The following is a 25899-nucleotide window of genomic DNA, read 5'->3' as shown; positions in this document are numbered from 1 at the left end:
TGGCGATTCTCCTTTTTGAGAATCGAGACGATGCGCATCCCTTCTCCCCCGCCGTCATCCGCGCCCAAAGCCGCCCCGTCGGGGGGTGGCGGCAAGGCGGCAGCGCCCGCCCCTGCCTCCGGCGGCGGCAAGTCGCAAGCGTGCGACGCGATCCGCCAATACGTTTCGTCGGTCGCACCCGGCACAAATTGGGCATTTAGCCCGGCCCCGGATCTCTCCGTCGATAAGTTAGGTAATTTCCTTCGGGGTGTTGCCTCGTGGGACGCCCCCTTCGACCCACTCGACACCCGCAGACTCGCGTTCACGCTGAACACCGGTGAGCGGATCGAAGTCGACATGATGAAGATCGACGGTGAGCGGATGGAGGTCAGCGGCTTGTTGGCTGGAGACCCGCGATTCGTCGTCAAACGATTGCATCCGCACAGCGCGATTTCGGGGATGGGGTTGGGGACGGGTGCGGAATCGGCGAGCGGCCTACGTATGCTCTACGTGCAACGCGACCCCCATACCTGCGAGGCACTGACCGATGCCAGCCTGCTGGACTGGCTGCTCGATGCCTTGGCCGCATCGACACCGCTGGGCGAATTACTGGGCTTGCGCACCGCGACGGTCGATTTCTCAGTACCGCGTTTCGCCCAGATCATTCAGACGGACCGGCCCAGCCACGATTTTTTCCTCGTGCATAACGAAGAAGGCGTGCGCGCGGCGCCCGGCGAAAAGAATCTACCGGTCGCCGAGTGGCGCCCGCCCGACCATCACATCACGCTGAACACGCCGTTCTTTGTCGTCATGCTCACTGACGATGACTATCCGCTTCTGATCACTTATCAAGTGCACCCAGTCGAGGATGTCATCACAACTTACGATTAGCGGAAGATCACCGTCTTGTGCCCGTTGAGCAGAATGCGGTGCTCGGCGTGATAGCGCACGGCACGCGCGAGCGCCACGCACTCCACATCGCGCCCGATGGCGGTCAGTTGTTCCGGGTCCATCGTGTGGTCCACGCGCTCGACTTCCTGCTCGATGATCGGACCTTCGTCGAGGTCAGACGTCACGTAGTGCGCCGTCGCCCCGATCAGCTTCACGCCACGGTCGAACGCCTGATAGTACGGCTTCGCGCCCTTGAAGCTCGGCAGGAACGAGTGGTGAATGTTGATCGCGCGGCCCGCCAGTTGCTTGCACAGGTTGGCGGAGAGCACCTGCATGTAGCGCGCCAGCACCACCAGATCGATGTTGTTGTCGTTGACCAGCTCCAGCACCTTCGCTTCCTGCGCGGCCTTCGATTCCGGCGTGGCATTCATGAGCGGCAGGTGATGGAACGGAATGTTGTAGCTGGCCGCCAGTTGATAGAAATCCTTGTGGTTCGAGACGATCACCGGGATTTCGATGTTGAGCTGACCGGTCTTGTAGCGGAACAGCAGATCGTTCAGGCAGTGGCCGATCTTCGAGACCATGAGCATGACGCGCGGCTTGATCGCAGCGTCGACCAGTTCCCACTGCATTTCGTATTGCGTGGCGAGCGGTGCGAAGTCGCGTTGCAGCGCGGCCAGATCGGTTTCACCCGGCAGTTGCTGGAAGTGCACGCGCATGAAAAAGCCGCCCGTGAAGCGATCGTTGAACTGGGCCGAGTCGAGAATGTTGCCGCCGCGCTCGACCAGAAAACCGGCCACCGCGTGGACGATGCCGGGACGGTCCGGGCAGGACAACTTCAGAATGTAGCTATTTTCGATCGGTGCCATGATTGCTCCTGAGCAAAAGGCTTGCAATGACGTTGCAGTGTTGAAATTCTGATGGGGGCCACCCGGCGCGGTGCGCATCGCATGATGCTTGCACCACCGGGCCCCGGATTATTCGTCGGCCGGTTTGAACAACGCATCGATGCCCGCGCAGTCCTTCGCGCGCACAGCCCCTTCACGCAGCAGAAAATCTAGGCTGGCGAGACTCGCATCGACGGTCATCTTGCCGCGCGCGATCACATCGCGCACATGGCCGGCGGAACACAGCCAATGGGCGCTGGCCTCGCCGTCCTGATTCTCGGGCACGAAGCCGCGCGGCAGCGCGAGGTCGTAGACGAACACCTGCTCGGACTGCACCCCCTCCGGAATCTCCGCGAGAAGGTGCAGCGTGCGGCCCGGCCGGGCTTCGTTGGCCAGATACGCCGGAATGCCCGCTTCTTCCCAACATTCCTTGACGAGCGTGTCGCCCACGCCGATACCGTTGCCGATGCCCCCCGCCGCCGCATTGTCGAGGCAGCCGGGATCGGTCGCCTTGTGCACGCTGCGCCGCGCGATCCACATTTTCGGTGCTTCGCCCACGAAGCGCGCAGGGACATACGCGTTCACGTGCACGGCGAACGTCCGTGTGCCGAAGAACCGTGAGGCTGCGCGCTCGATCCATGCGAGTGGCGCGTCGTAAAGCCGTTGCCGGATGGCGTAGCGTTCGTTGCGCCAGCCGGTGATGATGCCCTCGGCCGCCAGCGTCTCGATCACCGGCGCGAGCGCCGCCGTGCGGGCTTCACACGTGTCGTGACGCGGGTGAATGCGCACCGCGAGCGAGCTGATCTCAAATACTTCGGGCCACCGGCACAGCGACGCGACGTCGCGACGACGAATCCAGCCGTAACGCTGCGAACCGATCACGAGCGGCAGGTGTGCCGTGTCGTCGAAGCGGCGCGCCGCTGCTATACATGCAAAAGACATACGGGAAGACCGGACGCACCCTCACCGGACAGGTGCGAAAACTAGGCAAAAGCGGCATTTTACAGAAGCGGCAGCGAGTCCGCCCGTGTCAGTCGAGATTCGGGGCGAGATTCACGTCGAGATTCGCCTCCGGTGTCGTGTCGGGATGTTGGCCCGCACGACACCGGCATCGGACCGGCTTCAGGCCTTCACGCGTTCGCCTTTCGGGTCGTACAGGGCCCGCAGTTGCACACGCGCGTCGAGCAGTTCGCCCGCCAGATCGACCTGATATCGGCCAGCTTCGACGAAGGCGGCATCTACCGGGCCATCGGGGTTGATGAGGAACGCGAGCCCCACCGGCGCGTCGATGGTATGTCCGTACGCCGCCGACGAAATGAAGCCCACCGGCTGGCCGTCACGCAAAACCGCCTCACCGCCCCACAGCATGCGATCGGCGGCGCCGTCGAGCGCCACGCTCACCAGCTTGCGCCGCACGCCTTGTGCACGGGCTTGTTCGACCGCCGTGCGCCCGGTGAACGCGATGTCACCCGCCAGCTTGCAGGCGAACGTCAGGCCAGCTTCGACCGGGTTGGTGTCCGGGGTCAGTTCGCGCCCCCACGCCCGATAGCCCTTCTCGATGCGCAGCGAGTCGATGGCGTAGTAGCCCGCATCGCGCAACCCGAACGCCTTGCCCGCCGCGTGCAGCGCCTCGTAGACCCCCACGGCGAATTCGACCGGCACGTAGAGTTCCCAACCCAGTTCGCCGACATAGGTCAGGCGCGTCGCACGCACGGTGGCATAGCCGAGATCGATCTCGCGGCTCGTGCCGAACGGAAATGCCTCATTGGAAAAATCGGCCTTGGACACTTGCTGGAACAAGGCGCGCGAGTTCGGCCCCATGACGGCCAGCACCGAGTATTGCCCCGTCACGTCCACGACTGTGCAGTGCGTGTCGGCCGGAATGCGGCGCTCCACGTAATCCATATCGCGGGTGGTCTGTGCCGAGCCAGTGACCATCAGGTACTGATCGGGCGCGAGACGCGTGAGCGTGAAGTCCGACTCGTAGCCGCCGCGCTCGTTGAGCATGCCCGTGTAGACCGTACGGCCTGGCGCCACCGACACGTCGTTGCTGCACAGCGATTGCAGCACGCGCTCGGCATCTCGCCCCTTGATGAGCAGCTTCGAGAACGAACTCATGTCGAACAGCGCCACCGCCTCACGGCACGCACGATGCTCGGCCGCGCTCCACGCGTGCCAGTTCTGCTGACCGAAGCTGTACTCGATGTGCGCTTCCTCGGGCGAAGGCGCGAAGAAGTTGGGCCGCTCCCAGCCCATCTTGCTGCCGAAGCACGCGCCCTTGGCGAGCAACGTGCCATAGAGCGGCGAACGGCGGAACGGGCGTGCCGTGTCGAGTTCGCGATTCGGCCACGGCATCGCGTAATGCAGGCCAAGCGTCTCTTTCACACGGTCGTGCAGCCACGTGTCGTTGCCGTTGAAACCCGCGAAGCGGCGGATATCCACCGGCCACAGATCCATCGTCGGCTCGCCCGCGACAATCCACTCGGCGAGGGCCATGCCCGCCCCGCCCGCCGACGCGATGCCCATGGAGTTGAAGCCCGCGCCCACGTAGAAATTGCGCAACTCGGGGGCTTCGCCAAGAATGAAGTTGTTATCTGGCGTGAAGGACTCGGGGCCGTTGTAGAACTGGCGAATCTGCGCGGTCTCGAGCGCCGGCACGCGGATCAGTGCGTTCTCCATCAAGATCTCGAACTGGTCCCAGTCGTCGGGCAACAGTTGAAACTCGAAGTTCTCGGGAATGCCGTTCATGCCCCACGGCTTGGCGTTCGGCTCGAAGCCGCCCATCACCAGCCCGCCCACTTCTTCCTTGAAGTAGATGTAGCCGTCGGGGTCACGCATTACCGGCAGGTCGGGATGCACACCCGCGATGCGCTCGGTCACGATGTAGTAGTGCTCGGCCGAATGCAACGGCACCGTGACACCGCACATGCGGCCTACGGCCTTGGCCCACTGGCCCGCGCAGTTGACGACGATCTCGGCGTCGATGCGGCCGCTCTCGCCGTCCTTGTTTTGCCACGACACACCGGTAGCCGTACGCACGCCATTGGGCGTCGCCGTGTGAATTTCGGTGATGCGGGTGTTTTCGGCGATGCGCACACCCCGGCTGCGCGCACCGCGTGCGAGCGCCTGCGTGAGATCGGTCGGGTTCGCCTTGCCGTCGCCCGGCAGCCATACGGCACCCACCAGATCGTCGGTGCGCATCACGGGCCACAACTCACCGGCATCGCGCGGCGAAATCACGTCGCATTGCACGCCGTACGCGCGCGCCACTGCGGCGGTGCGCTTGAGTTGTGTCATGCGCTCGGGCGTGCGCGCCACCGACAACGACCCACATTGCTTCCAGCCCGTGCCCAGCCCCGTCTCCGCTTCCAGCTCGCTGTACAGCTTGGTCGAATAGCGGATGAGCTTCGTCATGCTCTCTTGCGAGCGCAACTGCCCGACAAGCCCCGCAGCGTGCCAAGTCGTGCCGCACGACAACTGGCCCTGTTCGAGCAGCACGACGTCGGTCCAGCCGAGTTTCGCGAGGTGATAGGCGACGGAACATCCGACGATGCCGCCGCCGACGATGACGACGCGGGCATGAGTGGGCAAGACTGTGGCCATGAGGGGCTCCGGAAAGCGGCCCGCGCCAGCGACGGCGCGGGCAGTGTCGTGGTGGATGTCGTGAGATTACGCAAAGCTTGCTCACTTTGCAATAATTTGCAAAATAACGACACACAACGCCACATCACCCCGGATTGTCAGCCTGACATCCGCCCGTCATCTCAATGCGTCACGGCGCCAACCCCGTCAGCACGGCCACCAGCGCGTCACCCGCCTGCGCGAGCGTGCCGTTGTTGGCGATGACGGTCAGTGGAATGCCGTCGGGCGGTGTCCACTGCACGCGGTGCGCAACGCGTTGATCGAGCGCCTCACCCGACTCCCGGCCGCGACTGGCAAGACGCTGCGCCCGCACCTGCGCGTCGACCTGAACTTCAACCAACGACAACCGGTCGCCGTACCGCTGCACCGCGCGCTCGAGAAACGCGCGCGAGCCGTTCATCACCACGCTCGCACCGGCGGCCAGCCACGTATCGATTTCCACACCGATGCCGTAGCGGCAACCATGACTTTCCCAGTCGAGTGCGAAGCACCCCAATGCGTGCCGCTGAGTGAATTCAGCCGACGACAGCGCGACGTGGTTTTCACCATCGGCCGTTGGCGGCCGCGTGATGTAGCGATGGGCGAACAAGACGGGCGCGGCTGCGGCAGGTTGCCCGCCAATGCGCTCGCGCGCGTAGGCCAGTAAGGAGTCTTTGCCGGCGCCTGAGGCGCCCATCACATAGAACAATCGTGCGCGGTTCATGCGGCACCTCCGACTTGATCGGCGGCACTGGCCGTAGGGTTCTGACCGAACGTGAAGCGCTCGGCGATCACGAACGGTGCCTCGGGTGTGGGCTGCACAAACAGCGCAAGGCCGTCGACACGCATCGGCCCCAACGCCTGCACACGCGGGCGCCACCAGTCGGTCATCGCGGTGGCGTCGGCAGTGCCTACACGATCCGTGAGCGTGACGTGAAAACGGAATTCATCGAACACATACGGATAGCCCCACCGCGCGAGCAATTCGCGCTGGCGTGTCGTCAGCGGCTGTGCCAGACGACGCGCCAGTTCGGCCTCGGTGGGCAGCGCGCGCAAGCCATCAAACGCTTCCACGCAGTCGAACGCGAGCGCGTCGATCTGCTTCGCAGCGGCCGCGCCTGCGGCACTGATAACGCCCGGCACCCCGGCGATGTTCGTTTTCGGACGCAGCGCGACAAAGCCCGGCCGCTTGCCGTTGTCGGTGTCCACCACGTCGATGGTCAGCGGCAGATCGAATGGCGTATGTCTTGCGGCGACTTGCCGCGCGATGACGCAGAGGTCGTCGAGCGTCGCGCCCGGGGCCAGCCGCATCGGCGCTTTAAGCGTGCCGTGCAGTCCGTAGCGGCGCGCGTCGACAGTGAGGTCTGCCAGCGCCCGCGACAACCCCGGCACATGGGGCGCATTGAGTTGCCGGCCCGTGATGGCGTCGCGCCCCAGCCAGCGGCTGCCCTCGTTCCACCAACAGGCTCCCGCAGGCGGGACGTAGTACACGGCAAATCGCGCTACCGCCAAGTCGAGCGATGCCAATGCTGCGCGGCGTTGGTGCGCGTCGGGCAATGAATCGCCGACGGATGTGAAGACTTCGCTCATGCAGCGTCTCCCTGCACTACGAGTTGCATACGATCGGCGGGGAAATAGGCGATGCCATATTTGATCGGCTTGCCCTTTTCATCGACGTCGGTGCTCTCGACGCTCAACACCGGCTGCTGCCGGTTGATGCCGAGATGCCGTGCAATTTCTGCGTCGGGCAGGCGCGCGCCGATGCGGCTTTCGCGCCGCGTGTAATCGGTCACGCCGTAAGTGGCGAGCGTTGCGCTGATCGTCGTGGACTGCGCAAAAACGTCGGGAAAATCGGGGAAGCGTGCCGCCGGAAACCAGTTCTCGCTGTACGCAAGCGGCAACTCGATGCCCTGATCGTCGAGGCTGCGGCGCGCCAGTTCCACGCGATACACCTGCGTGCCCGCGCGCACTTCCAACGCTTGCGCCACGTTCGCTTCGGCGCTCACCTTGCGGGCCGACAGAATCTGCTGCGCGACCTTGAGGTTGTGCTGCGAGAGATTTTCGGAGAAGCGCGTGCGGCGGCCGATCACGTAGTCGATGGCACCGGCCTGCACGAATGTGCCACGGCCATGCTCGACATTGACGAGCCCCTGCTCGGCCAGACCGAGAATGGCGCGCCGCACCGTATGGCGGTTCACGCCGAAACGGTGGGCCAGATCGGTTTCGCTCGGCAGACGGTCGTCGGGCAGCCCTTCGCCATAGCGACGCTGGCCGATTTCGGTGGCGAGAATCTGCGCAATCTGTCGCCAAACGGCGACGCCGCCACCGCGTTCGAGTTGTGCTGTCATGAAATTGACACCCGGCAAAGTTGTAATGAGTTCGCGAGACTTACCACCTTCAGTGCCAAAGCGATCATACACACGTCTATACGACTAGACAATCATGCCAAACACAACTTTCGATACCGCGCACGACGCGCGCTCTCACGCCCCTCACGCCCCGCAGGCGCGGCAGCGCTGGCTGGCGTTGCTCGCCCGTGCCACGCGCGACGAGCTTGACGACGCGCTGGCGCGCTGCCCCGATGCGCCTGAATTCGTCTGGCTGCGCGCACCGCAGACCGGCCTCGTGCTCGTGCAGGGCCGGGTCGGCGGCAGCGGCGATCGCTTCAACCTCGGCGAGACCACGCTCACACGCTGCACGCTGCGTCAGCGCGACGGTGTAGTCGGCACCGGTTATGTGCTGGGCCGCGACGCCGAGCGCGCCGTGCGCGTCGCACGACTCGACGCGCTTATGCAGATGCCGCAACACCACGCAACGCTTGCTGCGGGTCCGCTGACGGCCATTGCAAAACGCGTTGCCGACACGGTGGAACAGACTGAGGCGGCCACGGCAGCCAGCCGTGTCGAATTCTTCACGATGGTTCGGGAGGCTTGAATGTTGATGGCATCGATGCCCGACTGGTCACAACTGCAACCCGGCTTCGCCGATCCGGTGCACGACGCGCAAGGCGTGTTTCGTGCGGTACTCGACGCGTTGGCGCGCCCCGGCCAACTGCGCAGTGTCGGCAGCCGTCTCGCGCCCAGCGACGAGGCCAGCGTCGCCGCCCGCGCCACGTTGCTGGCGTTGGCCGACTCGACGACGCCGGTCTGGTTGCAAACCGCGCTGCAGGAAGTGAGCAGTGCGCTGCGCTTTCATACCGGTGCGCCACTGCTTGGCGGTGACGCCGCCCTTGCGTCGGCACAGTTCGCGTTGCTGACAGACCCTGCGCGCTGCCCGGCGCTGGATCACTTCGCATTCGGCACGTCCGAATCGCCCGACCACTCGGCCACGCTGATCGTCGACGTACCCACGCTGGCCGCCGGTCATGCGAATGACGGCGGCCTGCACCTGCGGTTGCGCGGGCCGGGCATCGCAACGCATACCGATGTGAGCGTCGGCGGTCTCGACGCGGCCTTCTGGCAGGCGCGTGCGGCGCTGGCGCCACGTTTTCCTGCCGGGCTCGATCTGTTGATCGCGGCAGGCGATACGGTGCTCGGGCTACCGCGCACCACGCAAGTGGAGGTGTGCTGATGTACGTGGCCGTCAAAGGTGGCGAACGCGCCATCGAACAATCTTGGGACCTGCTCGCCAAAGCGCGGCGCGGCGATACGTCGATCCCCGCCCTCACCGTCACACAGATTCGCGAGCAGATGCGTCTGGCCGTAGCGCGCGTGATGAGTGAAGGGGCGCTGTACGACGAAACGCTCGCCGCGCTCGCGATCAAGCAGGCAGCGGGCGATCTGGTCGAAGCGATCTTCCTGCTGCGCGCCTATCGCACCACGCTGCCGCGTCTGGGCACCACGACGCCGATCGATACCGCGGCAATGCGGCTGTCGCGCCGTATTTCCGCCACGTTCAAGGACGTGCCGGGCGGGCAGCTCCTCGGCGCGACCTACGACTACACCCAGCGCCTGCTCGACTTCGCGCTGCTTGCGGAAGACGAAGCGGCGACGGCACCGCTCGCTGGTGAAGTGCGTGAGCACGCTAAAGATGCTTCCGATGCCGGTGATGCCGGTGATGCCGGTGATGCGAGTGATGCGAGTGATGCTACTGGCATCCCGCCGCTGCCGCCCATCGACACCACCCCGCGCGTGACCGACATTCTCGGACGCGACGGTCTGCTCGAATCGCTGCGCGCCGACGATCTCGATCCCGAGCCGCACGATCTGGTTCACACGCCGCTCTTCACGCCGGCATCGCGCACCGCACGACTGCAAAACCTCGCGCGTGGCGACGAGGGCTTTCTCCTCGCACTCGGCTATTCGACGCAGCGCGGCTATGGCAACGATCACCCGTTTGCGGGCGAAATTCGCATCGGCCACGTCGCCATCGAGATCGAACCGGAAGAACTCGGTTTCCCGATCGACATCGGCGAGATTGCCGTGACCGAATGCCAGATGGTCACGCAGTTCGGCGGCAATCAGGACGTGCCGCCGCAATTCACCCAAGGCTACGGACTTGCGTTCGGTCACAACGAGCGCAAGGCGCTGGCAATGTCGCTGGTCGACCGCGCGTTGCGCACGCAGGAACTCGGCGACGCGATTACGTCACCCGCGCAGCAGCAGGAATTCGTGCTCTATCACAGCGACAACGTCGAGGCGTCGGGCTTCGTGCAACACCTGAAGTTGCCCCACTACGTCGACTTTCAAGCCGAACTGGAACTCGTGCGCCGGTTGCGCGCCGAGCACGCGGCCAAGTACGGCGCTCAAGCGCCTGATGCCGACAAGGCCAACGAGGCCGATGAAGCTGCGCCCACGGCCACCCAAGACAAGCAGGAGGCCGCATGAGCGACGCCGCCACATTCGATTCGACAAGCACCCCACAAGCCAAATCTGCCACGCCTGAGCCCGCGCAACTTGCGGAAGGCTATAACTTCGCGTTTCTCGACGAGCAGACCAAGCGCATGATCCGCCGCAGCCTGCTCAAGGCCGTGGCCATTCCCGGCTATCAGGTGCCGTTCGGCAGCCGCGAGATGCCGTTGCCGTACGGCTGGGGCACGGGCGGCATTCAGGTCAGCGCCGCCGTGATCGGCGCGGGCGACACGCTCAAGGTGATCGATCAGGGCGCGGACGATACGACCAACGCGGTCAACATCCGCCGGTTCTTCGCGCGCACGGCCGGTGTGGCCACCACGACGAAGACCGCCGACGCCACGGTCATTCAGACACGTCACCGCATTCCCGAAACGCCACTGCACGAGGGCCAGATCATGGTCTATCAGGTGCCGATGCCAGAGCCGCTGTTCCGGCTGGAGCCGCGCATCGCCGAGTCGCGCAAGTTGCATGCGCTGGGCGAATACGGGCTCATGCGTGTGCGTCTGTATGAGGACATCGTGCGCCACGGCGCCATCGCCACGACGTACGACTACCCGGTGATCGTGGGCGGGCGCTATCTCTCGTCGCCGTCACCGATTCCGAAGTTCGATAACCCCAAGCTCCATATGAACCCGGCGCTGCAACTCTTCGGGGCGGGCCGCGAGCGGCGTCTCTATGCCATACCGCCCTATACCCCGGTCGAAAGCCTCGACTTCGACGACCACCCGTTCGAGATTCAGAAATGGGATGCGCATTGCGCGCTGTGCGGTGCGACCGAGAGCTTCCTCGATGAAGTGATTACAGACGATGCGGGCACGCGCATGTATGTGTGCTCGGACAGCGATTACTGCGGTAGCCGCACGGCACTCGCGTCGACGGCTGACGACACCGCGAAGGAGGTTGCATGAACGCCGTGACGAATGCGGCCGTCGGGATGCCGCCCGTCGCCGACCTGCCGCTGCTTCGCGTCGACGGTCTCGCCAAGCGCTATGGCGACCGGATCGGTTGCGAGGACGTGAGTTTCGAGCTGTGGCCCGGCGAAGTCATCTGCGTGGTCGGCGAATCGGGCTCGGGCAAGTCGACGTTGCTCAACGCGCTGGCCCTGCGTCACGACATCGACGCCGGCACGCTGCACTATCGCGGCACCGACGGCGCGCTGCACGACCTGCGCGCCCTCGATGAGGCGCACAAGCGCCGCCTGCTGCGCACCGAATGGGGCTTCGTGGAACAGAATCCGCGCGATGGCCTGCGCATGAACGTCTCGGCGGGCGGCAACATCGGCGACCGGCTGATGGCCGTCGGTGCACGCCACTTCGGCGATATCCGCAGCAAGGCGCGTCACTGGATGGCGCAGGTCGAACTCGATCCGCAGCGCGTCGACGAGATGCCCGGTGCGTTCTCCGGGGGGATGCAGCAGCGTTTGCAGATCGCCCGCAATCTCGTCACCGAGCCGCGCCTCGTCTTCATGGATGAACCCACGGCAGGTCTCGACGTGTCGGTGCAGGCGCGTCTGCTCGATCTGTTGCGCTCGCTGGTGGAGCGCCTTCATCTGGCGGCCATCATCGTCACGCACGATATCGGTGTCGCGCGGCTCATTGCTCACCGGTTGATCGTGATGCAAGGCGGGCGCGTGGTGGAAGCCGGGCTGACCGATCAGGTGCTCGACGATCCGCAACATCCCTACACGCAACTGCTCGTCTCTTCGGTGCTGCCCGTATGACTTCCGGAACGACACCTCACACCATGCTTCAGAACGCCGCCGCTGGCGCTCTTCGCCACGAATCGCTCACGCTCGCCACGCGCGAACACGATGTGATGCTGCGCGCGCAAGGGTTGCACAAGACCTTTCACCTGCACGCGCACGCGGGTGCGGTGGATGCGCAAATTCCGGCGCTCGACAGCGTCGACCTGACCGTGCGGCGCGGCGAGTGCGTGGCGCTCGTCGGCCCGTCCGGCGCGGGCAAGAGCACGCTGCTGCGCTGCTTGTACGGCAACTATCTGGCGAACGCCGGGCGCATCGAGATTCGTCACGACGACGGACATGGCGAGCACTGGATCGATCTCACGGCCGCCACGGCCCGCGAAGTGCTCGCGGTACGCCGCACCACGCTCGGTTACGTCAGCCAGTTTCTGCGCGTGATTCCGCGCGTGAGCACGCTCGACATCGTGGCCGAACCGCTGCGCCGTCTGGGTGTCGATGCGCAGGATGCCACTGCAAAGGCTCGTGCCTTGCTGGATCGTCTGAACATTCCCGAGCGGTTGTGGACGCTGGCACCGGCCACGTTCTCCGGCGGCGAGCAGCAGCGCATCAACATCGCGCGCGGGCTGATCGCGGCGGCGCCCGTGCTGCTGCTCGACGAGCCCACCGCGTCGCTCGATGCCCAGAACCGTGCGGTGGTCGCGCAACTGATCGCCGAGGCACGCGCCGCCGGCAGCGCCATCGTCGGCATCTTTCACGACGAGGCGACCCGCGACGAGGTTGCCACGCGCACGCTCGCGATGCGCCCCGTCCTACGCCCCGCTCATTGATTTCGGAGTTTTCGTCCATGCTCATCAAGAACGCCCGCATCGTCACGCCCGAGACCACCTTTACCGGGGTGGTGGAAGTGCGCGAGGGCCGCATTCATTCTGTGGAAGAAGGCACCACGCAAGCCCCCGAGGCCATCGACTGGGAAGGCGATCATCTGCTGCCCGGCCTGGTCGAACTGCACACGGACAATTTGGAGAAACACCTCGCGCCGCGCCCCGGCGTGTTGTGGAATACGCAGGCCGCCTTTGTCATTCACGACGCACAGGTGGCGGCTGCGGGTATTACGACGGTGTTCGACGCGCTGGCCATCGGCGAGCGCGATTCTGTCGGCCTGCGCAGCCGCAAGGTGCAAAGCGAGTGTGCGCAGACGTTGCTCGATACGGCCGCGTCTGGCTTGTTGCGCTCGGATCACTTTCTGCATCTGCGCTGCGAAGTCGCCACGCATGACGCGGTGAATGCCTTTGCGGAGATGAGCGATCACCCGTTGCTGCGGCTGGTGTCGGTGATGGATCACACGCCGGGGCAGCGCCAGTGGCACGACCCGGTGCAGTTCCGCCGCTATCACGAACGCAACGGCAAGCTGAGCGAAGACAAGTGGCTGGAAACGCTGGCCGAGATGAAGGCACAGCAGGACGCCTACGCGCACCCGCATCGCCGCGAAATTGTGGCGATGAGCCGTGCGCGCGGTCTGCCGCTCGCGAGCCACGACGACACGTCGCTGGATCACGTGGAAGAGGCGGTACGCGATGGCGTCTCGCTCTCGGAGTTTCCGACGACGCTGGCCGCAGCGCGGGCGGCGCGCGAGAAGTCGATCGCCGTGATCATGGGTGCGCCGAATATCGTGCGCGGTGGCTCGCATTCGGGCAACGTGGCAGCGGCCGATCTGGCGCGCGAAGACGCGCTCGACATTCTGTCGTCGGACTATGTGCCGTCGAGTCTGCTGCAAGCGGCGTTCCAGCTGCACAAGGAGATCGGCTGGCCGCTGTCGAAGGCAGTGAGCACGGTGTCGTGGGCCCCGGCGCAATCGGTGGGTCTCACGGATCGCGGCGGCATTCGCCCGGGTCTGCGCGCAGATCTGGTGCGCGTGGCCGTACGCCCCGGTATGCCGCCGGTGCCGCGTGCAACGTATCTGGAAGGGCAGCGGATCGCTTGACGCCATCCGAGTCGATACCAATGAAGAAGGGGCGCGCGAGCGCCCTTTCTCGTTGTTGGTGCACACAGTTGTCGCGCCGCTAGAAGACGCGCGAAGGGTTGTCAATGCAAAGGTTGACAGCTTGATGACCACATCCCGTCGCGCTTAGTGTGATTAGGTCAGAACGCGCTGCCGTTGCGATGCGTTTTGCTGGGCAGACATGATCGCGAGCGCGTCGTGGACTGCGAACCAAAGCATCGACCGGAGTCTTCTCATGGCATCGAACCAACCCATCAGCACGTTTCGTGGCGGACGCCTGACCGCCGCCCTACCACTCGCCGGCGGACCGGGCAAAACCCTTGACGAACCACGTCTGCTCGCCTTCTTCTTCCCATTCCCCGGTGACCCGCCGCGAGTCATTCAGGCGGTCGCCCCGTGGGGACTCATCGTGCCGGGGGAGGCTCTCGAATCGTTGGACGCGTTCTACCTCATGGAAATAGACGGCCATCGTGTGCCGTTCGGATCGACGGTCCTGATTCGCTTTATGCCGGAAGACGGCATCGGCGCGCAGGAAGTGCGGGTGCCCTTCTTCGGCCCGGACCTTGTGGTGCAAGTCATGTTGCCGGATGCATGGTTTGCGCCCGCCGTCGGAAAACACGTCACCATCGACTATTCAGTCCAGTGGCCGGACGGCGTACGGTATCCCGGCCCGGGCATTGAAATTTATGTCAAACCGATGTTGCAGCTGGGCAGCTTTTCACTCGAAGGCATACCCGCCGGAGAATCGATTGCGCCGGATGCGCACCCCGACGGCATCGTCGCAACGTTCGAGCACGTACCGAATCTCGATTCCTACAACAACCCACGCTTTCGCTGGGCTGTGAACGGCGAACGAAACGGCTTCATTACGACGCTCGCAACCTTCGACTTCGAGATCGAAGGGCTCGAGGCTACCGACGCTCAGGTGACGCTACCGCCGGAGACTTACCAAGGATTTTACGACCTGGGATACATCAATATTTACGCCGTTGCGCTGCTGATCGTAGAGATGATGCCGCTCCCGAATCCGAGCTTCGAGCTTATCTTCAGTTACGGTCGTTACCCGGTTCTGCCCCCGGGCCAATGACAGGGTGAGTACCTCATAACGCGAAAGGGCGCCGAAGCGCCCTTTTTTGCCAATGCACGACCCGCGCGCTGAATCGTCAGATCACCATCTTGCGCACACGCGCCGAGAACACGTCGATGCAGGTGACGACGACGATCATGATCAGCATCACGGCGCACGTTTGTGCGTACTGGAAGCTGCGAATCACTTCATACAACACCACACCGATACCGCCTGCGCCAACCATCCCCACCACCGACGCCGAGCGTACGTTCGACTCGAAGCGGTACAGCGTGTACGAGATCCACAGCGGCATGACTTGCGGCAGCACGCCGTACAGAATTTCGTCGATGGAACGCGCACCCGTGGCACGCACGCCTTCGACCGGACGCGGATCGATCGCTTCGACCGCTTCGGCGAACAGCTTCGAGAGCGTGCCCGTCGTGTGCACCCACAACGCCAGCACACCCGCGAACGGGCCCAGCCCCACGGCCACGATGAACAGCATCGCGAAAACCATTTCGTTGATCGCGCGGCAAGCGTCAAGCACGCGGCGCACCGGCTGATACACCCACGCCGGCACCATGTTCGAAGCCGAGAGCAAACCCATCGGGATCGAACACACCACCGCCAGCACCGTACCCCACACAGCGATGTGAATGGTCACGAGCATCTCGTTCACATACACGCGCCAGTCGTGAAAATCGGGCGGAAAGAAATCGTGCGCGAACTGGCTCATGTTGCCCGAGTCGCGAATCAGATCGAGCGGGCGCATGTCGGCACCGCCCCACGACCACACCAGAATCAGGAAGAACGCCCCCCAACTGATCAGAGACAGCCACGACCGCTTGGGCGGCTCGCCGGGCAGGCGGCCCGTCGCGCCAACAGGGGTTGCAGTGGAGGTTACGCTGGTGTTCATGTCGTGTACCACGTGAAATACCGGCAAGACTCACCGGTGGATGAATCGGACTTCTGCGTCGCGGGACAGCACACAGGTGCCGTCCCGCAGACCACTTGCTACTGTTTGATACGACTTGCGATGGCGTTGATACCGCCTTACTTCGTCTTGCTCAGTTCCTGATCGAGCGCGGCCAGCTTGCTGTCGATGTCAGCCAGTTGCGACTGCTTCTTGGCAGCATCGATGTTCGCGTCGGCTTCGAGCTGTTGCTTCTGCTTGAACAGTTCGAGCTGGCGGATCGGCAGCAGTTGGGCATTGCTCGACGCGCGGAAGCCACCGTAGTTGTAGATGTTCTTCAGCACTTCCTTCTCGTGCGCATCCTTGCCGTAGGCCAGGAAGAAGTCGCGAATCTTCTTCTTGGTGGCATCCGGCAAGTCCTTGCGCCACAGCATCGGATCCGACGGGATCAGCGGCGACTTCCAGAGCACCTGAACCTGCTTGGCCTTCTCCGGCTGCGTGGCTTCGAGCTTGTCGAGCTCTTCCGTGTTGTTGGTAGCGACGTCGATCTGGTTGTTCAGCACAGCCATCAGGTTCGCGCCGTGGTTCGAGCTGCGAGCCGTCTTGAAGTACGTGCGCGGATCGATGTTGTTCTTCGCGAACACGTAGTAACCCGGCACCAGCGTGCCCGACGTCGAGGTCGGATCGCCCAGACCGAAGTTGATCTTCTTACCGTTCTTGAGCACGTCGTCGAGCGTCTTGTACGGGCTCGACTTGTTGGCGATCAGCAGCGAGTAATAACCTTCCGAACCGTCGGCGTAGATGATCTTCGCGAAGATTTCGCCTTGCGAGCGATCCACGGCTTCCATCGCGCCCTTGTTACCCATCCATGCGAGCTGCACTTTGTTGAAGCGCATGCCTTCGATCACGCCGGCGTAGTCGGTGGCGAAGAACGGGGTCACCTTCAGGCCCGTTTGCTTCTCCATGTCGTCGATCAGCGGCTGCCAACGTTGGCGCAGCGCTGCGCTGGAGTCGGTCGAAATAATGCCGAAATTGATTTCCTGCGCGTGCGCAACCGCCACCGAGGCGATCATGGCCGCGCCGGCCAGCAGGGTTTTCCACAGTTTCATGAGAGCAAGCTCCTGGTCAGGTCAAGCTGAGGGACATCGAGGTAAGAAAAGGGGCTTCGGACTCGGCCGGCTTTTGCGCCGTGCCGTCGTCCGCAGCTTCGGAATCTTCAGTGCTTTCATTGAGCAATTCGCTGGCCTGCACGCCATACAGGCGGCGCAGCAGATCCGGCGTGAGCGCGGCCGACGGGCCGTCGTACACCACGCGGCCCTGATGCAGCGCCACGGTGCGCACGCAGTAACGCATGGCCACATCGACCTGATGCAGCGAGACGACGACCGTGAGCTTGTGATCGCGGTTCATGCGCGCCAGCATGTCCATCACCTTGCGTGCGGACTCGGGGTCGAGCGAGGCAATCGGTTCGTCGGCGAGAATGATCTTCGCGCCCTGCACCAACGTGCGAGCGAGTGCGGCACGCTGTTGCTGGCCGCCCGAGAGCGTGCTTGCGCGCTGGAACGCCAGATCGGCAATGCCGACTTCTGCCAGCGCCGCAATGGCCTCGCGGCGCTCGGCCGGCGTGAAACGGAACATCAGGCTGCGCCACAGCGGCACACGCGCCAGCAGCCCCGTGAGCACGTTGGTGATCACCGGCAGGCGGCCCACCAAATTGAATTGCTGGAACACAAAGCCGATGTCGCGGCGGATCTGACGCACTTCGCGCACGATGCGGCCGTCGCGCTGAATCGGACGGCCCAGAATTTCGATGCTGCCCGGTTGGGCATCGGCCGGCACGAAGCCCGCGATGTGACGCATCAGCGTCGACTTGCCCGATCCCGACGCCCCGATAAGGGCCACCATCTCGCCCGGCATGATCTTGAGCGCCACTTCGTCGAGGGCGCGTCGGCTGCCAAAGGTCTTGGTCAGTCGCTCGATTCGAATCGCTTCGTCCACGGTTCACCTGTCAGTCGACGCCGGTCGGGACCGATGCCTGTTCGCGTTTCGTCACTCCCACACGGGAGGCGTCGCCTGCATCACTCGACTAGCTGTTTTGTGGCAATTTGTGCCAAAAGTGAACGCAGTCTAAAAAGCGCGGATGACAAGACAGTGACAATCGATCAGCTTTTTGGCTGGCGTCGAAAACCCTTATCGGCTCAACGATTTGGAAGTGTTTCCGGTAACGAACCAGGGGCTGTCACATGGCCGACACGGTCACATCAGGCGAGACCGGGGAAAGGCAGAGGCATGACGTTGCGCCGATTTTGTCTACATCTTTTGGCGGCGACCGCAGGGGCGAAAATGCCCCGAAATGGCGCGTCAGGGCCGTGGTGCACGGGTCTTGGGTAGGGGAAGGCTTAGAGAGACGGCGTCGGCCATTCCGTCGTTTGGCGACGTGTGGCGATTTGAGGGAATGTTGTGCCGTTGCCGGCGGCGGGCATCGCTTGGGCGGCGCACGCAGCCGGCAACGGGTGAAGCGGTGGTGTTGGGGAGCCTTGGCTTAGGCGATCAGCAGTTCAGGCCCGCGCGCGCGCAGTTGCGCGAGCATCGATTTGTGCGGCGCAGCGTCGCTGATGAGGTAGCGCGCCGCCTCGAAGTGGCGAATGCGTACCGGCGTCACACGGCCGAACTTGGTGTGATCGGCTACGACCGCCGACACGTTGGCGCACAGCAGCATGCGAGCGCGCAATTCCGCCGCCGCCCGGTTGAAGTCGGTAATGCCGCCGTCCTCCGTCACACCGCCCACGCCGATAAACGCGAAGTCGGCGTGATATTGCGAAATCTGGTTGATGGCGTCCCAACCCTGCACGGCATCTTCGTTGTCCTGCAATTCGCCACCGAGCAGCGTGACGCGATTGTCGTGATGACGGCCCAGCAGGCGCGCAATCTGCCAATCGTTCGTGTAAATGCGCAGCCGATGCTTGGAGAGCAAGGCCTGCGCCACGGCGCGCGTGGTGGTGCCGTAGTCGATGATGACCGACGCGCCGTCGGGCACGAGTTCGGCAGCCCGCACGCCGATGGCCCGCTTACCCACCGCGTTGACGTTCTCACGCAGCGTCCAGTCGGGTTCGCTGCGATCGGCGGCGAGTGCGCCGCCGTGGGTCATCAGCAGCAGCCCACGTGCAGCGAGCGTGTTCAGATCGCGGCGCACGGTCTCGCGCGAGACCCCCAGCTCACGCACCAGATCACTGATGGCGAGCGCACCGGTCTTGGTGAGTTGTTCGAGCACGTACTGTTGGCGTTGTTCGGCGAGCATGATCGGACAATGACGGTTGGACTACGAAATCTTTGGTCGGCTTTGGCGAGCTTTGGCCAACGTGGGCCATGGAACCACTCAGGCAGCATCGCGTTGACGCGCGATGACTCCCTGCATTACGGCTTCATCCCTGCAACGCGACACGCACGCCCAGTCCGATGAAGATCATCCCGGCGACGCGATCGAGCCAGCGCCCGGCCCCCGGCCGGCGCTTGAGCCACGTGCCCAGCACGCCCGCAAACCAGCCGTACACGCTGAACACGACGATGGTCTGCGCCATAAAGACAAGACCCAGCAGGAACATCTGACCGCCCGGATGCACCGCGTCCGCCGTGGCGAACTGCGGCAGAAACACGAGGAAGAACAGTGTGACCTTGGGGTTCAGCATGTTGGCAAACACGCTCTGACGGAACACGGCCCACAGCGGCTGCGGCGCCGCGCTGCTCGCCATCGTCAGGCCGCCGCGCGCACGCAGCGCCTTGATGCCGATCCACACGAGATACGCCGCGCCCACCAGCTTGATCGCTTCGAAAGCAAACGGCGACGAGCGCAACACGGTCGCGAGACCGACGGCCGCAATCGTCGTGTGAAACAGGCACCCGAACGTAAAGCCGGCCGCCGCCGCGAGCCCCGCGCGACGCCCTTGCGCAATGCCGCGCGCGATCACCTGCATGTTGTCAGGGCCCGGCGCGAGCGTGATCGCCACCGAGGTCAGCAAAAACAGCCAGAGGTTGGGCATCGCAGCGTCCGGTTCGGGTGGCGAGTGGGGGTGAAAGCGAGGATGACGGTTAGGTCAGTGGCCCTCGAACGAGCACAGCAGGAACAGCGGCAACCCGGCATCGCGAATCATGCGCGAGCCGCCCAGTTCGGGCAGATCGACAATGGCCGCACCTTCAATGACGGTGGCACCCAGCCGTTCGAGCAGTTTCTTGCCCGCGAGCATGGTGCCGCCGGTGGCGACCAGATCGTCGATGAGCAACACGCGGTCGCCGGGACCGCAGGCGTCGGCATGGATTTCGACGGTCGCACTGCCGTATTCCAGTTCGTACTCTTCAGCCACGGTCTGGTAAGGCAGCTTGCCTTTCTTGCGGATGGGGATGAAACCGATGTTCAGCTCGTACGCGAGGATCGAGCCGAGGATGAAGCCACGCGCGTCGAGACCGGCGATGTAGTCGGGACGATGGTCCATGTAGCGATGCACGAACACGTCGATCAACACCCGCAGCGTGCGCGGGTTCTTGAGCAGCGGCGTGATGTCGCGGAACTGCACACCGGGCGAGGGCCAGTCCGGTACGGTGCGAATCTGGCTCTTGATATAGGCGGCAGGGGACTCATCGATCTGCACGGGGATCCTTCTCTTTCTGGATACTGATGGAAATTCACTCGGGCGGACGCCCGAAAGTCCACATTATGCCAAAACGACGGGTCTCGCTTGATGACGTGCGTTAGCCCCGTTAGCCCCGGCCCACCAGCCGCGCCTCGGCGGCGGCCAGTTTCTCGGGCAGGCCGCGCAGCACGACGATGTCTTCGGCCATCAGCCGTGTTTCGGCCACGGGCTCTACGCCACGGATGCCGTGACGGCGGATCGCCGTGACCGTCACGCCCAGCTTGTCGAGCCGCAACTCGCCCAGCGTGCGCCCCACGGCGTCGGCGTTGAGCGTGAGCGGCACCGATTGCAGCCGCACCTGTTCGCGCTCACCGCCTTCGTCGTCATCGTCCAGCCCGTGGAAATAGCCGCGCAGCAAGCTGTAGCGCTCGTTACGGGCCTGCGCCACGCGGCGCAGCACGCGGCGCATCGGCACCCCCATCAGCACCAGCGCATGGGAGGCCAGCATCAGGCTGCCCTCGACGATCTCGGGCACCACTTCGGTCGCCCCGGCCGCAATCAGGTCATCGATATGGGTGTCGTCGACCGTACGTACGACGACCGGCAGGGTCGGTTCGAGCGCCTGCACCTGCGCCAGCACCTTGAGCGCCGCCGGCGTGCTGTCGTACGTGACCACGATGCCCGCCGCGCGATGGATACCCGCCGCGACGAGCGCCTCACGACGCGCGGCGTCGCCGAAGACGACGGTTTCGCCTGAGCTGGCCGCCTCCATGACCCGGTCGGGGTCGAGATCGAGCGCCACGTAGCCGATGCCTTCCTGTTCGAGCATGCGGGCCAGATTCTGGCCGCAGCGGCCGTAGCCGCAGATGATCACGTGGCCCGAGGTCTTGATGCTCTGCGTCGCGATGCGCGTCATTTGCAGCGACTGCATCATCCATTCGTTGGCGACGAAGCGCAGGGCGATGCGGTCGGCATTGATGATCAGGAATGGCGCGCACAGCATCGAAAGCAGCATGCCGGCCAGCACCGCCTGCGAGAGCGACGGGTCGAGCAGGTTCCGGTCGATCACGAGGTTGAGCAGCACAAAACCGAATTCGCCCGCCTGCGCAAGGCCGAGGCCAGTACGAATGGCCGTGCCCGGCGCACTGCCGAAGATGCGGGCGAGGCCGGCAATCAGGGTGAATTTGACGAGCAGCGGGCCGATGAAGAAGAGCAGCACCAGCAGCGGCTGCTTCACAACGATGACCGGATCGAGCAGCATGCCCGTGGTGATGAAGAACAGCCCGAGCAGCACATCGCGGAACGGCTTGATGTCGTCTTCCACCTGATGCCGGAACGGCGTCTCGGCGATCAGCATGCCGGCAATGAACGCGCCCAGCGCCATCGACAGGCCGAGATGCTCGGTGATGTACGCGAGGCCGAGCGTGAGCAGCAGCAGGTTGAGCATGAACAGCTCTTGCGAGCGGCGCGCGGCAACGATATGGAACCAGCGGCCAACCAGTTTCTGTCCGACCCACAACAGCAGCGCGAGCGCGCCCGTGATCTTGAGCGCCGCCAGCGACAAAGCGAGCACCAGCGCCTTCGAATTGCCGCCGAGGGCCGAAATCACGATGAGCAGCGGCACCACGGCCAGATCCTGAAACAGCAGCACGCCCATGATGTTGCGCCCGTGCTCGGTCTCGAGTTCGAGCCGTTCGGCCAGCATCTTGGTGACGATGGCCGTCGACGACATGGCGAGGGCGCCGCCCAGCGCCACCGACGCCTGCCACGAGAACGACCAGAACAAGTTGACGAGCGCGCCGATGCCCACCGAGACGAGCAACGTTCCCAATACTTGAGAAACGCCTAGCCCCAGCACGACCCTTCGCATACTTTTCAGCTTGGGTAGCGAGAATTCGATGCCGATGGAGAACATCAGAAAGACCACGCCGAACTCGGCGAGGTACTGCACCCGCTGCGAATCGGACGCCAGTCCAAGCGCGTGCGGGCCGATGACGATGCCCACGCTCAAATAGCCGAGCATCGGCGGGAGGTGCAGCATGCGGAAGAGCACCACCCCGACGCAGGCGGCAAATAACAGAACGAGAGTGAGTTCGAGCGGCGAAGCCATCAGCGGAGGTGGGTTTCCTGATTGTGCACAACACCTGTCACGCAAGTGTCATGCCAGATTGCGTCCCGATGACGGAATCGAATCACGTCGGCGGCAAGATGGGGCACGCCCCGGGCGTCGTGCGCCTAAGCCTGGCGCGGCTGTCCTTCGGCGCCGCGACCATTTTGATATACTCCGCGCATGATAGCGAAAATCAATCCAGGCCGGGCACTCGAGGTCGCCCGGGAGGTGTTGCGCACCGAAGCGGACGCCATCGAACGCGTCGCCGCACACCTCGACGACAGCTTCTTTGAAGCGGTCTCGCTGCTGCTCGCCTGCCGCGGCCGGGTGGTCGTCACCGGCATGGGCAAGTCAGGCCATATCGGACGCAAGTTGGCGGCCACTTTCGCCAGTACCGGCACCCCCGCATTCTTTGTTCACCCGGCGGAAGCCAGCCACGGCGATCTGGGCATGATCACCGCAGACGACGTCGTCGTCGCCCTCTCCAATTCAGGCGAGACCGGCGAACTGGTGAGCGTGCTGCCGATGGTCAAGCGCCTCGGCGCGAAGCTCATCGCCATGACCGGCAACCCGAATTCGAGCCTTGGCCGCCTGTCGGACGTGCATCTCGATGCGCACGTCGAAAAGGAAGCCTGCCCGCTCAACCTCGCCCCCACGGCCAGCACGACCGCCGCACTTGCCCTCGGCGATGCCCTCGCGGTCGCGTTGCTCGATGCCCGAGGCTTCGGCGCGGAAGACTTTGCCCGTTCGCATCCCGGTGGTGCGCTCGGCCGCCGGCTGCTGACCTTTGTGCGCGACGTGATGCGCAGCGGCGAGCGGATTCCGCGCGTGCGTACCGACGCCAGCCTGTCGGACGCCCTGCTCGAGATGACCGCCAAGGGCCTCGGCATGACCGCCATCGTCGACGCCAACGACCACGTCGTCGGCATCTTCACAGACGGCGACCTGCGCCGCCTGTTCAAACGCACGCTCGACTTCAGCGCGTTGAAGCTGGCCGACGTGATGACTGCCGGGCCGCGCACGATCGGCCCCGATCAACTCGCCGCCGAAGCCGCCGAACTGATGGAGCGTTTCGGCATCATGCAATTGCTCGTGACCGAGAACGACCGCCTGGTAGGCGCGCTGAACGTCCACGACCTGTTCGCCGCCAAGGTCGTGTGAGTCTGCGTCCCATGAATCAAACTCGTACCACCGCCCCCGCCGCCGCCGCTACGACTGCCACGACTGCCGCCATCGCAGCTCCCCGTTTCGATCTGGAAGACGCCACCGCGCGCGCCGCCAAGCTGCGCGTGATGATCTTCGACGTCGACGGCGTGCTCACCGACGGTGGCCTGCGCTACGGGCCGGCGGGTGAAACCTTCAAGACGTTCGACTCGCTCGACGGTCACGGTCTGAAGCTGCTGGCCGAGGCGGGCATCGTCACCGCGATCATCACCGGGCGCAAGTCCGACATCGTCGCGAAGCGGGCCGCCGATCTCGGCGTCGCCCATGTGTATCAGGGCGTGCACGACAAGCGCGAGGCATTCGAAGACCTGTGCAGCAAGCTGTCGGTGGGTGCGCAGGCGTGCGGGCATATCGGCGACGATTGGCCCGACCTGCCGGTGCTCACCCGCGTGGGCTTTGCCGCATGCCCGGCCAACGCGCACGCCGAAGTGCAGTCGCGCTGCCACTGGATTGCCAGTGTGCGCGGCGGCAGCGGTGCAGTGCGCGAGCTGTGCGATTTCATTCTGCACGCGCAGGGACGTTACGACGCCCTGCTCGCCGCAGCCCTCGCCTGACGCGCCCGGAGCCGAAGAACTCATGGCCGCACAACGCGTCTCGCCTGCTTCACTGATCGCCATCACGGTGCTCGCCGGTCTCGCCGCGGGCACCTATTGGCTCGTGCAGCGCACGCTGCCGTCCGATGCCGATCGCACGCCGTACGTGAAGAAGCACATTCCCGATTACTACGCCGACAACATGGTGATCTCCATGCTGTCGCCGACCGGCCTCACGCAGTACCGCGTCAACGCCGTGCACATGACGCACTACGAGGATGACGCCACAACGGCCATGCAGCTCCCCGCCGTGCGTGCCTTCACGCCCGATTCGCCGGAAGTGACGGCCACCAGCAAGCGCGGCACGCTGAATGCCGACATGTCGGTCGTCGATCTGTACGACGATGCCGTCGTGGTCCGCCAGCCGGGCCCGCGCGACCCTGAAATGCGGGCGCTGTCCGAACACTTTCAGGTGCTCGTGAACGAAGACATCGTGCGCACGGAACTGCCGGTCGTGTTGTATCGCGGTCAGTCCGTGATGTACGGCGACGGCATGATTTTCAATAACATCTCGCGGGCCGTACAATTGCTCGGCAATGTGCATGGCACAATCCAGCCGGCCGAGCTCGGCAACAAGCCGCCGGCCCAGCCCGCCGCAACAACGGGCGCTCCGGCAGCCGCTGCCCCGAGCGCGCCACCCAAGACAACACAGGGCCCCAAGACCCCATGACCGATCGCCCTTACCTGCGACCCGCATCGTATCAACCGCTTGACGGCGTGCGCCGCTCGCTGTCCCGCTCGCTGCGCGCTCTGGCCGCCGCGTTCGCGGTGCTCGGCGCGCTGGCGTCGCCGCTCGCCCATGCCGAGCATGCCGACCGCGACAAGCCGCTCAATATCGAAGCGGATCACATGAGCTATGACGACCTCAAGCAGGTCAACATCTTCACCGGCAACGTGACGATGACCAAGGGGACCATTCTCCTCAAGGCCGATCGCGTCGAAGTGACTCAGGATCCGGAGGGCTATCAGTACGCCACCGCTTACTACAAGCCGGGCGGCCCGCTCGCTTACATGCGCCAGAAGCGCGACGGTCTGGACGAGTACATCGACGGCTGGGGCCAGACGATCTACTACAACGGCAAGACCGAAGTCGCCACGTTGACAACGCAGGCCACGCTCAAGCGTCTGGCCGGTGGCACGAAGGTGCTCGACGAGATTCACGGCAGCGTGATCACGTACGATACTTACAACGAGGTGTACACGGCCAACAGCGGCGCCGATCAGGTCAATTCGAACAACCCGAATGGCCGCGTGCGTGCGACGCTCGCGCCTCGCAATGCCACGGGCGCCAATCAAGCGCAGCCCGGCGGCGCGAGCAAGCCCGCCGCAGCGCCCAAGGGCGACCTGCCGGCACTGGCTCCTTCCAAACGCCTAGAGAATCCGCGTGAGTAATCCCGACCAAAGCAACGCTTCCAGCATCAACCAGGGCGCCG

At 64.4% G+C, this 25899-nt stretch carries 26 protein-coding genes; 13 read left to right on the top strand and 13 right to left on the bottom strand.

What is annotated here, in order from left to right:
- Positions 1–30 precede the first annotated feature (30 nt).
- Positions 31–870, top strand: coding sequence for a hypothetical protein (locus tag PIN31009_RS03550; protein ID WP_174996925.1), 840 nt, complete (start codon positions 31–33; stop codon positions 868–870).
- Here PIN31009_RS03550 and purU read toward each other — a convergent pair.
- The 6 genes from purU to phnF all read right to left on the bottom strand — a co-directional run bounded on the left by purU (position 867) and on the right by phnF (position 7726).
- Positions 867–1739, bottom strand: coding sequence for a formyltetrahydrofolate deformylase (purU, locus tag PIN31009_RS03545; RefSeq protein WP_150683011.1), 873 nt, complete (start codon positions 1737–1739; stop codon positions 867–869). The genes PIN31009_RS03550 and purU overlap by 4 nt on opposite strands.
- 108 nt (positions 1740–1847) lie before the next feature.
- Positions 1848–2699: an NUDIX hydrolase gene (locus tag PIN31009_RS03540; protein ID WP_150789304.1), complete on the bottom strand. Its 852-nt coding sequence runs from the start codon at positions 2697–2699 to the stop codon at positions 1848–1850.
- A 180-nt stretch (positions 2700–2879) separates the two neighbouring features.
- Positions 2880–5360 (bottom strand): GcvT family protein, encoded by a 2481-nt coding sequence (locus PIN31009_RS03535; protein WP_150789303.1) that lies wholly within the window; start codon positions 5358–5360, stop codon positions 2880–2882.
- Between the two features lie 169 nt (positions 5361–5529).
- Complete coding sequence (gene phnN, locus PIN31009_RS03530) at positions 5530–6102, bottom strand: phosphonate metabolism protein/1,5-bisphosphokinase (PRPP-forming) PhnN (RefSeq protein ID WP_150789302.1); 573 nt, start codon at positions 6100–6102, stop codon at positions 5530–5532.
- Positions 6099–6968, bottom strand: coding sequence for a DUF1045 domain-containing protein (locus tag PIN31009_RS03525; protein ID WP_150789301.1), 870 nt, complete (start codon positions 6966–6968; stop codon positions 6099–6101). Before PIN31009_RS03525 ends, phnN begins: the two co-directional genes overlap by 4 nt.
- Positions 6965–7726, bottom strand: coding sequence for a phosphonate metabolism transcriptional regulator PhnF (phnF, locus tag PIN31009_RS03520; protein WP_150789300.1), 762 nt, complete (start codon positions 7724–7726; stop codon positions 6965–6967). Before phnF ends, PIN31009_RS03525 begins: the two co-directional genes overlap by 4 nt.
- A 94-nt stretch (positions 7727–7820) precedes the next feature.
- Here phnF and phnG point away from each other — a divergent pair, with 94 nt between their 5' ends.
- From phnG to PIN31009_RS03480, 8 genes are all read left to right on the top strand, one after another.
- On the top strand, positions 7821–8312 hold the full coding sequence (phnG, locus tag PIN31009_RS03515) for a phosphonate C-P lyase system protein PhnG (RefSeq protein WP_150789299.1): 492 nt from the start codon (positions 7821–7823) through the stop codon (positions 8310–8312).
- Entirely contained in the window at positions 8313–8948 is a 636-nt protein-coding gene (gene phnH / locus PIN31009_RS03510; RefSeq protein WP_150789298.1) for a phosphonate C-P lyase system protein PhnH, read from the top strand.
- Positions 8948–10204 (top strand): carbon-phosphorus lyase complex subunit, encoded by a 1257-nt coding sequence (locus PIN31009_RS03505; protein ID WP_150789297.1) that lies wholly within the window; start codon positions 8948–8950, stop codon positions 10202–10204. Before phnH ends, PIN31009_RS03505 begins: the two co-directional genes overlap by 1 nt.
- Positions 10201–11139, top strand: a complete 939-nt coding sequence (locus PIN31009_RS03500) for an alpha-D-ribose 1-methylphosphonate 5-phosphate C-P-lyase PhnJ (RefSeq protein WP_150789296.1) — start codon at positions 10201–10203, stop codon at positions 11137–11139. The genes PIN31009_RS03505 and PIN31009_RS03500 overlap by 4 nt, the downstream gene beginning before the upstream one ends.
- 26 nt (positions 11140–11165) lie before the next feature.
- Positions 11166–11951, top strand: a complete 786-nt coding sequence (gene phnK / locus PIN31009_RS03495; protein WP_150683437.1) for a phosphonate C-P lyase system protein PhnK — start codon at positions 11166–11168, stop codon at positions 11949–11951.
- Between the two features lie 95 nt (positions 11952–12046).
- Positions 12047–12760 carry a phosphonate C-P lyase system protein PhnL gene (phnL, locus tag PIN31009_RS03490; protein WP_246185519.1) on the top strand — a complete coding sequence of 238 codons (714 nt, stop codon included), beginning with the start codon at positions 12047–12049 and terminating at the stop codon, positions 12758–12760.
- A gap of 17 nt (positions 12761–12777) precedes the next feature.
- Positions 12778–13914, top strand: coding sequence for an alpha-D-ribose 1-methylphosphonate 5-triphosphate diphosphatase (locus tag PIN31009_RS03485; RefSeq protein WP_150789294.1), 1137 nt, complete (start codon positions 12778–12780; stop codon positions 13912–13914).
- 253 nt (positions 13915–14167) lie between these two features.
- Positions 14168–15019, top strand: coding sequence for a hypothetical protein (locus PIN31009_RS03480; RefSeq protein WP_150789293.1), 852 nt, complete (start codon positions 14168–14170; stop codon positions 15017–15019).
- Positions 15020–15095: 76 nt separating this feature from the next.
- Here PIN31009_RS03480 and phnE read toward each other — a convergent pair whose 3' ends face one another.
- The 7 genes from phnE to PIN31009_RS03445 form a co-directional block, all read right to left on the bottom strand.
- Complete coding sequence (gene phnE, locus PIN31009_RS03475; protein WP_087724013.1) at positions 15096–15917, bottom strand: phosphonate ABC transporter, permease protein PhnE; 822 nt, start codon at positions 15915–15917, stop codon at positions 15096–15098.
- A gap of 137 nt (positions 15918–16054) precedes the next feature.
- On the bottom strand, positions 16055–17023 hold the full coding sequence (phnD, locus tag PIN31009_RS03470; protein WP_087689867.1) for a phosphonate ABC transporter substrate-binding protein: 969 nt from the start codon (positions 17021–17023) through the stop codon (positions 16055–16057).
- A gap of 16 nt (positions 17024–17039) precedes the next feature.
- The gene (phnC, locus tag PIN31009_RS03465) at positions 17040–17912 is read right to left on the bottom strand and encodes a phosphonate ABC transporter ATP-binding protein (protein WP_150789292.1); all 873 of its coding nucleotides are present in this window, start codon (positions 17910–17912) and stop codon (positions 17040–17042) included.
- Positions 17913–18456: 544 nt separating this feature from the next.
- Positions 18457–19212 (bottom strand): DeoR/GlpR family DNA-binding transcription regulator, encoded by a 756-nt coding sequence (locus tag PIN31009_RS03460; RefSeq protein ID WP_058377155.1) that lies wholly within the window; start codon positions 19210–19212, stop codon positions 18457–18459.
- Positions 19213–19336: 124 nt separating this feature from the next.
- The gene (locus tag PIN31009_RS03455) at positions 19337–19951 is read right to left on the bottom strand and encodes a LysE family translocator (RefSeq protein ID WP_150789291.1); all 615 of its coding nucleotides are present in this window, start codon (positions 19949–19951) and stop codon (positions 19337–19339) included.
- A gap of 54 nt (positions 19952–20005) precedes the next feature.
- Positions 20006–20557 (bottom strand): adenine phosphoribosyltransferase, encoded by a 552-nt coding sequence (locus tag PIN31009_RS03450; RefSeq protein ID WP_150682998.1) that lies wholly within the window; start codon positions 20555–20557, stop codon positions 20006–20008.
- A gap of 109 nt (positions 20558–20666) precedes the next feature.
- Positions 20667–22649: a monovalent cation:proton antiporter family protein gene (locus tag PIN31009_RS03445; protein WP_150789290.1), complete on the bottom strand. Its 1983-nt coding sequence runs from the start codon at positions 22647–22649 to the stop codon at positions 20667–20669.
- 180 nt (positions 22650–22829) lie between these two features.
- On the opposite strand from PIN31009_RS03445, the gene PIN31009_RS03440 reads away from it, so the two are divergent.
- The 4 genes from PIN31009_RS03440 to lptA all read left to right on the top strand — a co-directional run bounded on the left by PIN31009_RS03440 (position 22830) and on the right by lptA (position 25858).
- Positions 22830–23810, top strand: coding sequence for a KpsF/GutQ family sugar-phosphate isomerase (locus tag PIN31009_RS03440; protein ID WP_150789289.1), 981 nt, complete (start codon positions 22830–22832; stop codon positions 23808–23810).
- A gap of 131 nt (positions 23811–23941) precedes the next feature.
- A complete protein-coding gene (locus tag PIN31009_RS03435; protein WP_246185518.1) occupies positions 23942–24427 on the top strand; it encodes a KdsC family phosphatase in 486 nt (161 codons plus the stop codon).
- Between the two features lie 22 nt (positions 24428–24449).
- The gene (gene lptC, locus PIN31009_RS03430; protein ID WP_150682994.1) at positions 24450–25136 is read left to right on the top strand and encodes an LPS export ABC transporter periplasmic protein LptC; all 687 of its coding nucleotides are present in this window, start codon (positions 24450–24452) and stop codon (positions 25134–25136) included.
- A complete protein-coding gene (lptA, locus tag PIN31009_RS03425) occupies positions 25133–25858 on the top strand; it encodes a lipopolysaccharide transport periplasmic protein LptA (protein WP_150682993.1) in 726 nt (241 codons plus the stop codon). Before lptC ends, lptA begins: the two co-directional genes overlap by 4 nt.
- The last annotated feature ends 41 nt before the right edge of the window (positions 25859–25899 follow it).

The organism is Pandoraea iniqua, from assembly GCF_902459685.1.
Lineage (GTDB): Bacteria > Pseudomonadota > Gammaproteobacteria > Burkholderiales > Burkholderiaceae > Pandoraea > Pandoraea iniqua.
This window is presented reverse-complemented; position numbering and strand designations above follow the sequence as displayed.

Coding starts and splice junctions, on each gene's coding strand:
- PIN31009_RS03440 (WP_150789289.1), top strand. CDS start 22,830: ATGATAGCGAAAATCAATCCAGGCCGGGCACTCGAGGTCGCCCGGGAG.
- PIN31009_RS03455 (WP_150789291.1), bottom strand. CDS start 19,951: ATGCCCAACCTCTGGCTGTTTTTGCTGACCTCGGTGGCGATCACGCTC.
- PIN31009_RS03460 (WP_058377155.1), bottom strand. CDS start 19,212: ATGCTCGCCGAACAACGCCAACAGTACGTGCTCGAACAACTCACCAAG.
- phnH (WP_150789298.1), top strand. CDS start 8,313: ATGTTGATGGCATCGATGCCCGACTGGTCACAACTGCAACCCGGCTTC.
- lptC (WP_150682994.1), top strand. CDS start 24,450: ATGGCCGCACAACGCGTCTCGCCTGCTTCACTGATCGCCATCACGGTG.
- PIN31009_RS03540 (WP_150789304.1), bottom strand. CDS start 2,699: ATGTCTTTTGCATGTATAGCAGCGGCGCGCCGCTTCGACGACACGGCA.
- lptA (WP_150682993.1), top strand. CDS start 25,133: ATGACCGATCGCCCTTACCTGCGACCCGCATCGTATCAACCGCTTGAC.
- phnD (WP_087689867.1), bottom strand. CDS start 17,023: ATGAAACTGTGGAAAACCCTGCTGGCCGGCGCGGCCATGATCGCCTCG.
- phnN (WP_150789302.1), bottom strand. CDS start 6,102: ATGAACCGCGCACGATTGTTCTATGTGATGGGCGCCTCAGGCGCCGGC.
- PIN31009_RS03525 (WP_150789301.1), bottom strand. CDS start 6,968: ATGAGCGAAGTCTTCACATCCGTCGGCGATTCATTGCCCGACGCGCAC.
- PIN31009_RS03480 (WP_150789293.1), top strand. CDS start 14,168: ATGGCATCGAACCAACCCATCAGCACGTTTCGTGGCGGACGCCTGACC.
- PIN31009_RS03500 (WP_150789296.1), top strand. CDS start 10,201: ATGAGCGACGCCGCCACATTCGATTCGACAAGCACCCCACAAGCCAAA.
- PIN31009_RS03445 (WP_150789290.1), bottom strand. CDS start 22,649: ATGGCTTCGCCGCTCGAACTCACTCTCGTTCTGTTATTTGCCGCCTGC.
- phnG (WP_150789299.1), top strand. CDS start 7,821: ATGCCAAACACAACTTTCGATACCGCGCACGACGCGCGCTCTCACGCC.
- purU (WP_150683011.1), bottom strand. CDS start 1,739: ATGGCACCGATCGAAAATAGCTACATTCTGAAGTTGTCCTGCCCGGAC.
- phnF (WP_150789300.1), bottom strand. CDS start 7,726: ATGACAGCACAACTCGAACGCGGTGGCGGCGTCGCCGTTTGGCGACAG.
- PIN31009_RS03550 (WP_174996925.1), top strand. CDS start 31: ATGCGCATCCCTTCTCCCCCGCCGTCATCCGCGCCCAAAGCCGCCCCG.
- PIN31009_RS03435 (WP_246185518.1), top strand. CDS start 23,942: ATGATCTTCGACGTCGACGGCGTGCTCACCGACGGTGGCCTGCGCTAC.
- phnE (WP_087724013.1), bottom strand. CDS start 15,917: ATGAACACCAGCGTAACCTCCACTGCAACCCCTGTTGGCGCGACGGGC.
- PIN31009_RS03535 (WP_150789303.1), bottom strand. CDS start 5,360: ATGGCCACAGTCTTGCCCACTCATGCCCGCGTCGTCATCGTCGGCGGC.
- phnL (WP_246185519.1), top strand. CDS start 12,047: ATGCTGCGCGCGCAAGGGTTGCACAAGACCTTTCACCTGCACGCGCAC.
- phnK (WP_150683437.1), top strand. CDS start 11,166: ATGCCGCCCGTCGCCGACCTGCCGCTGCTTCGCGTCGACGGTCTCGCC.
- PIN31009_RS03485 (WP_150789294.1), top strand. CDS start 12,778: ATGCTCATCAAGAACGCCCGCATCGTCACGCCCGAGACCACCTTTACC.
- PIN31009_RS03505 (WP_150789297.1), top strand. CDS start 8,948: ATGTACGTGGCCGTCAAAGGTGGCGAACGCGCCATCGAACAATCTTGG.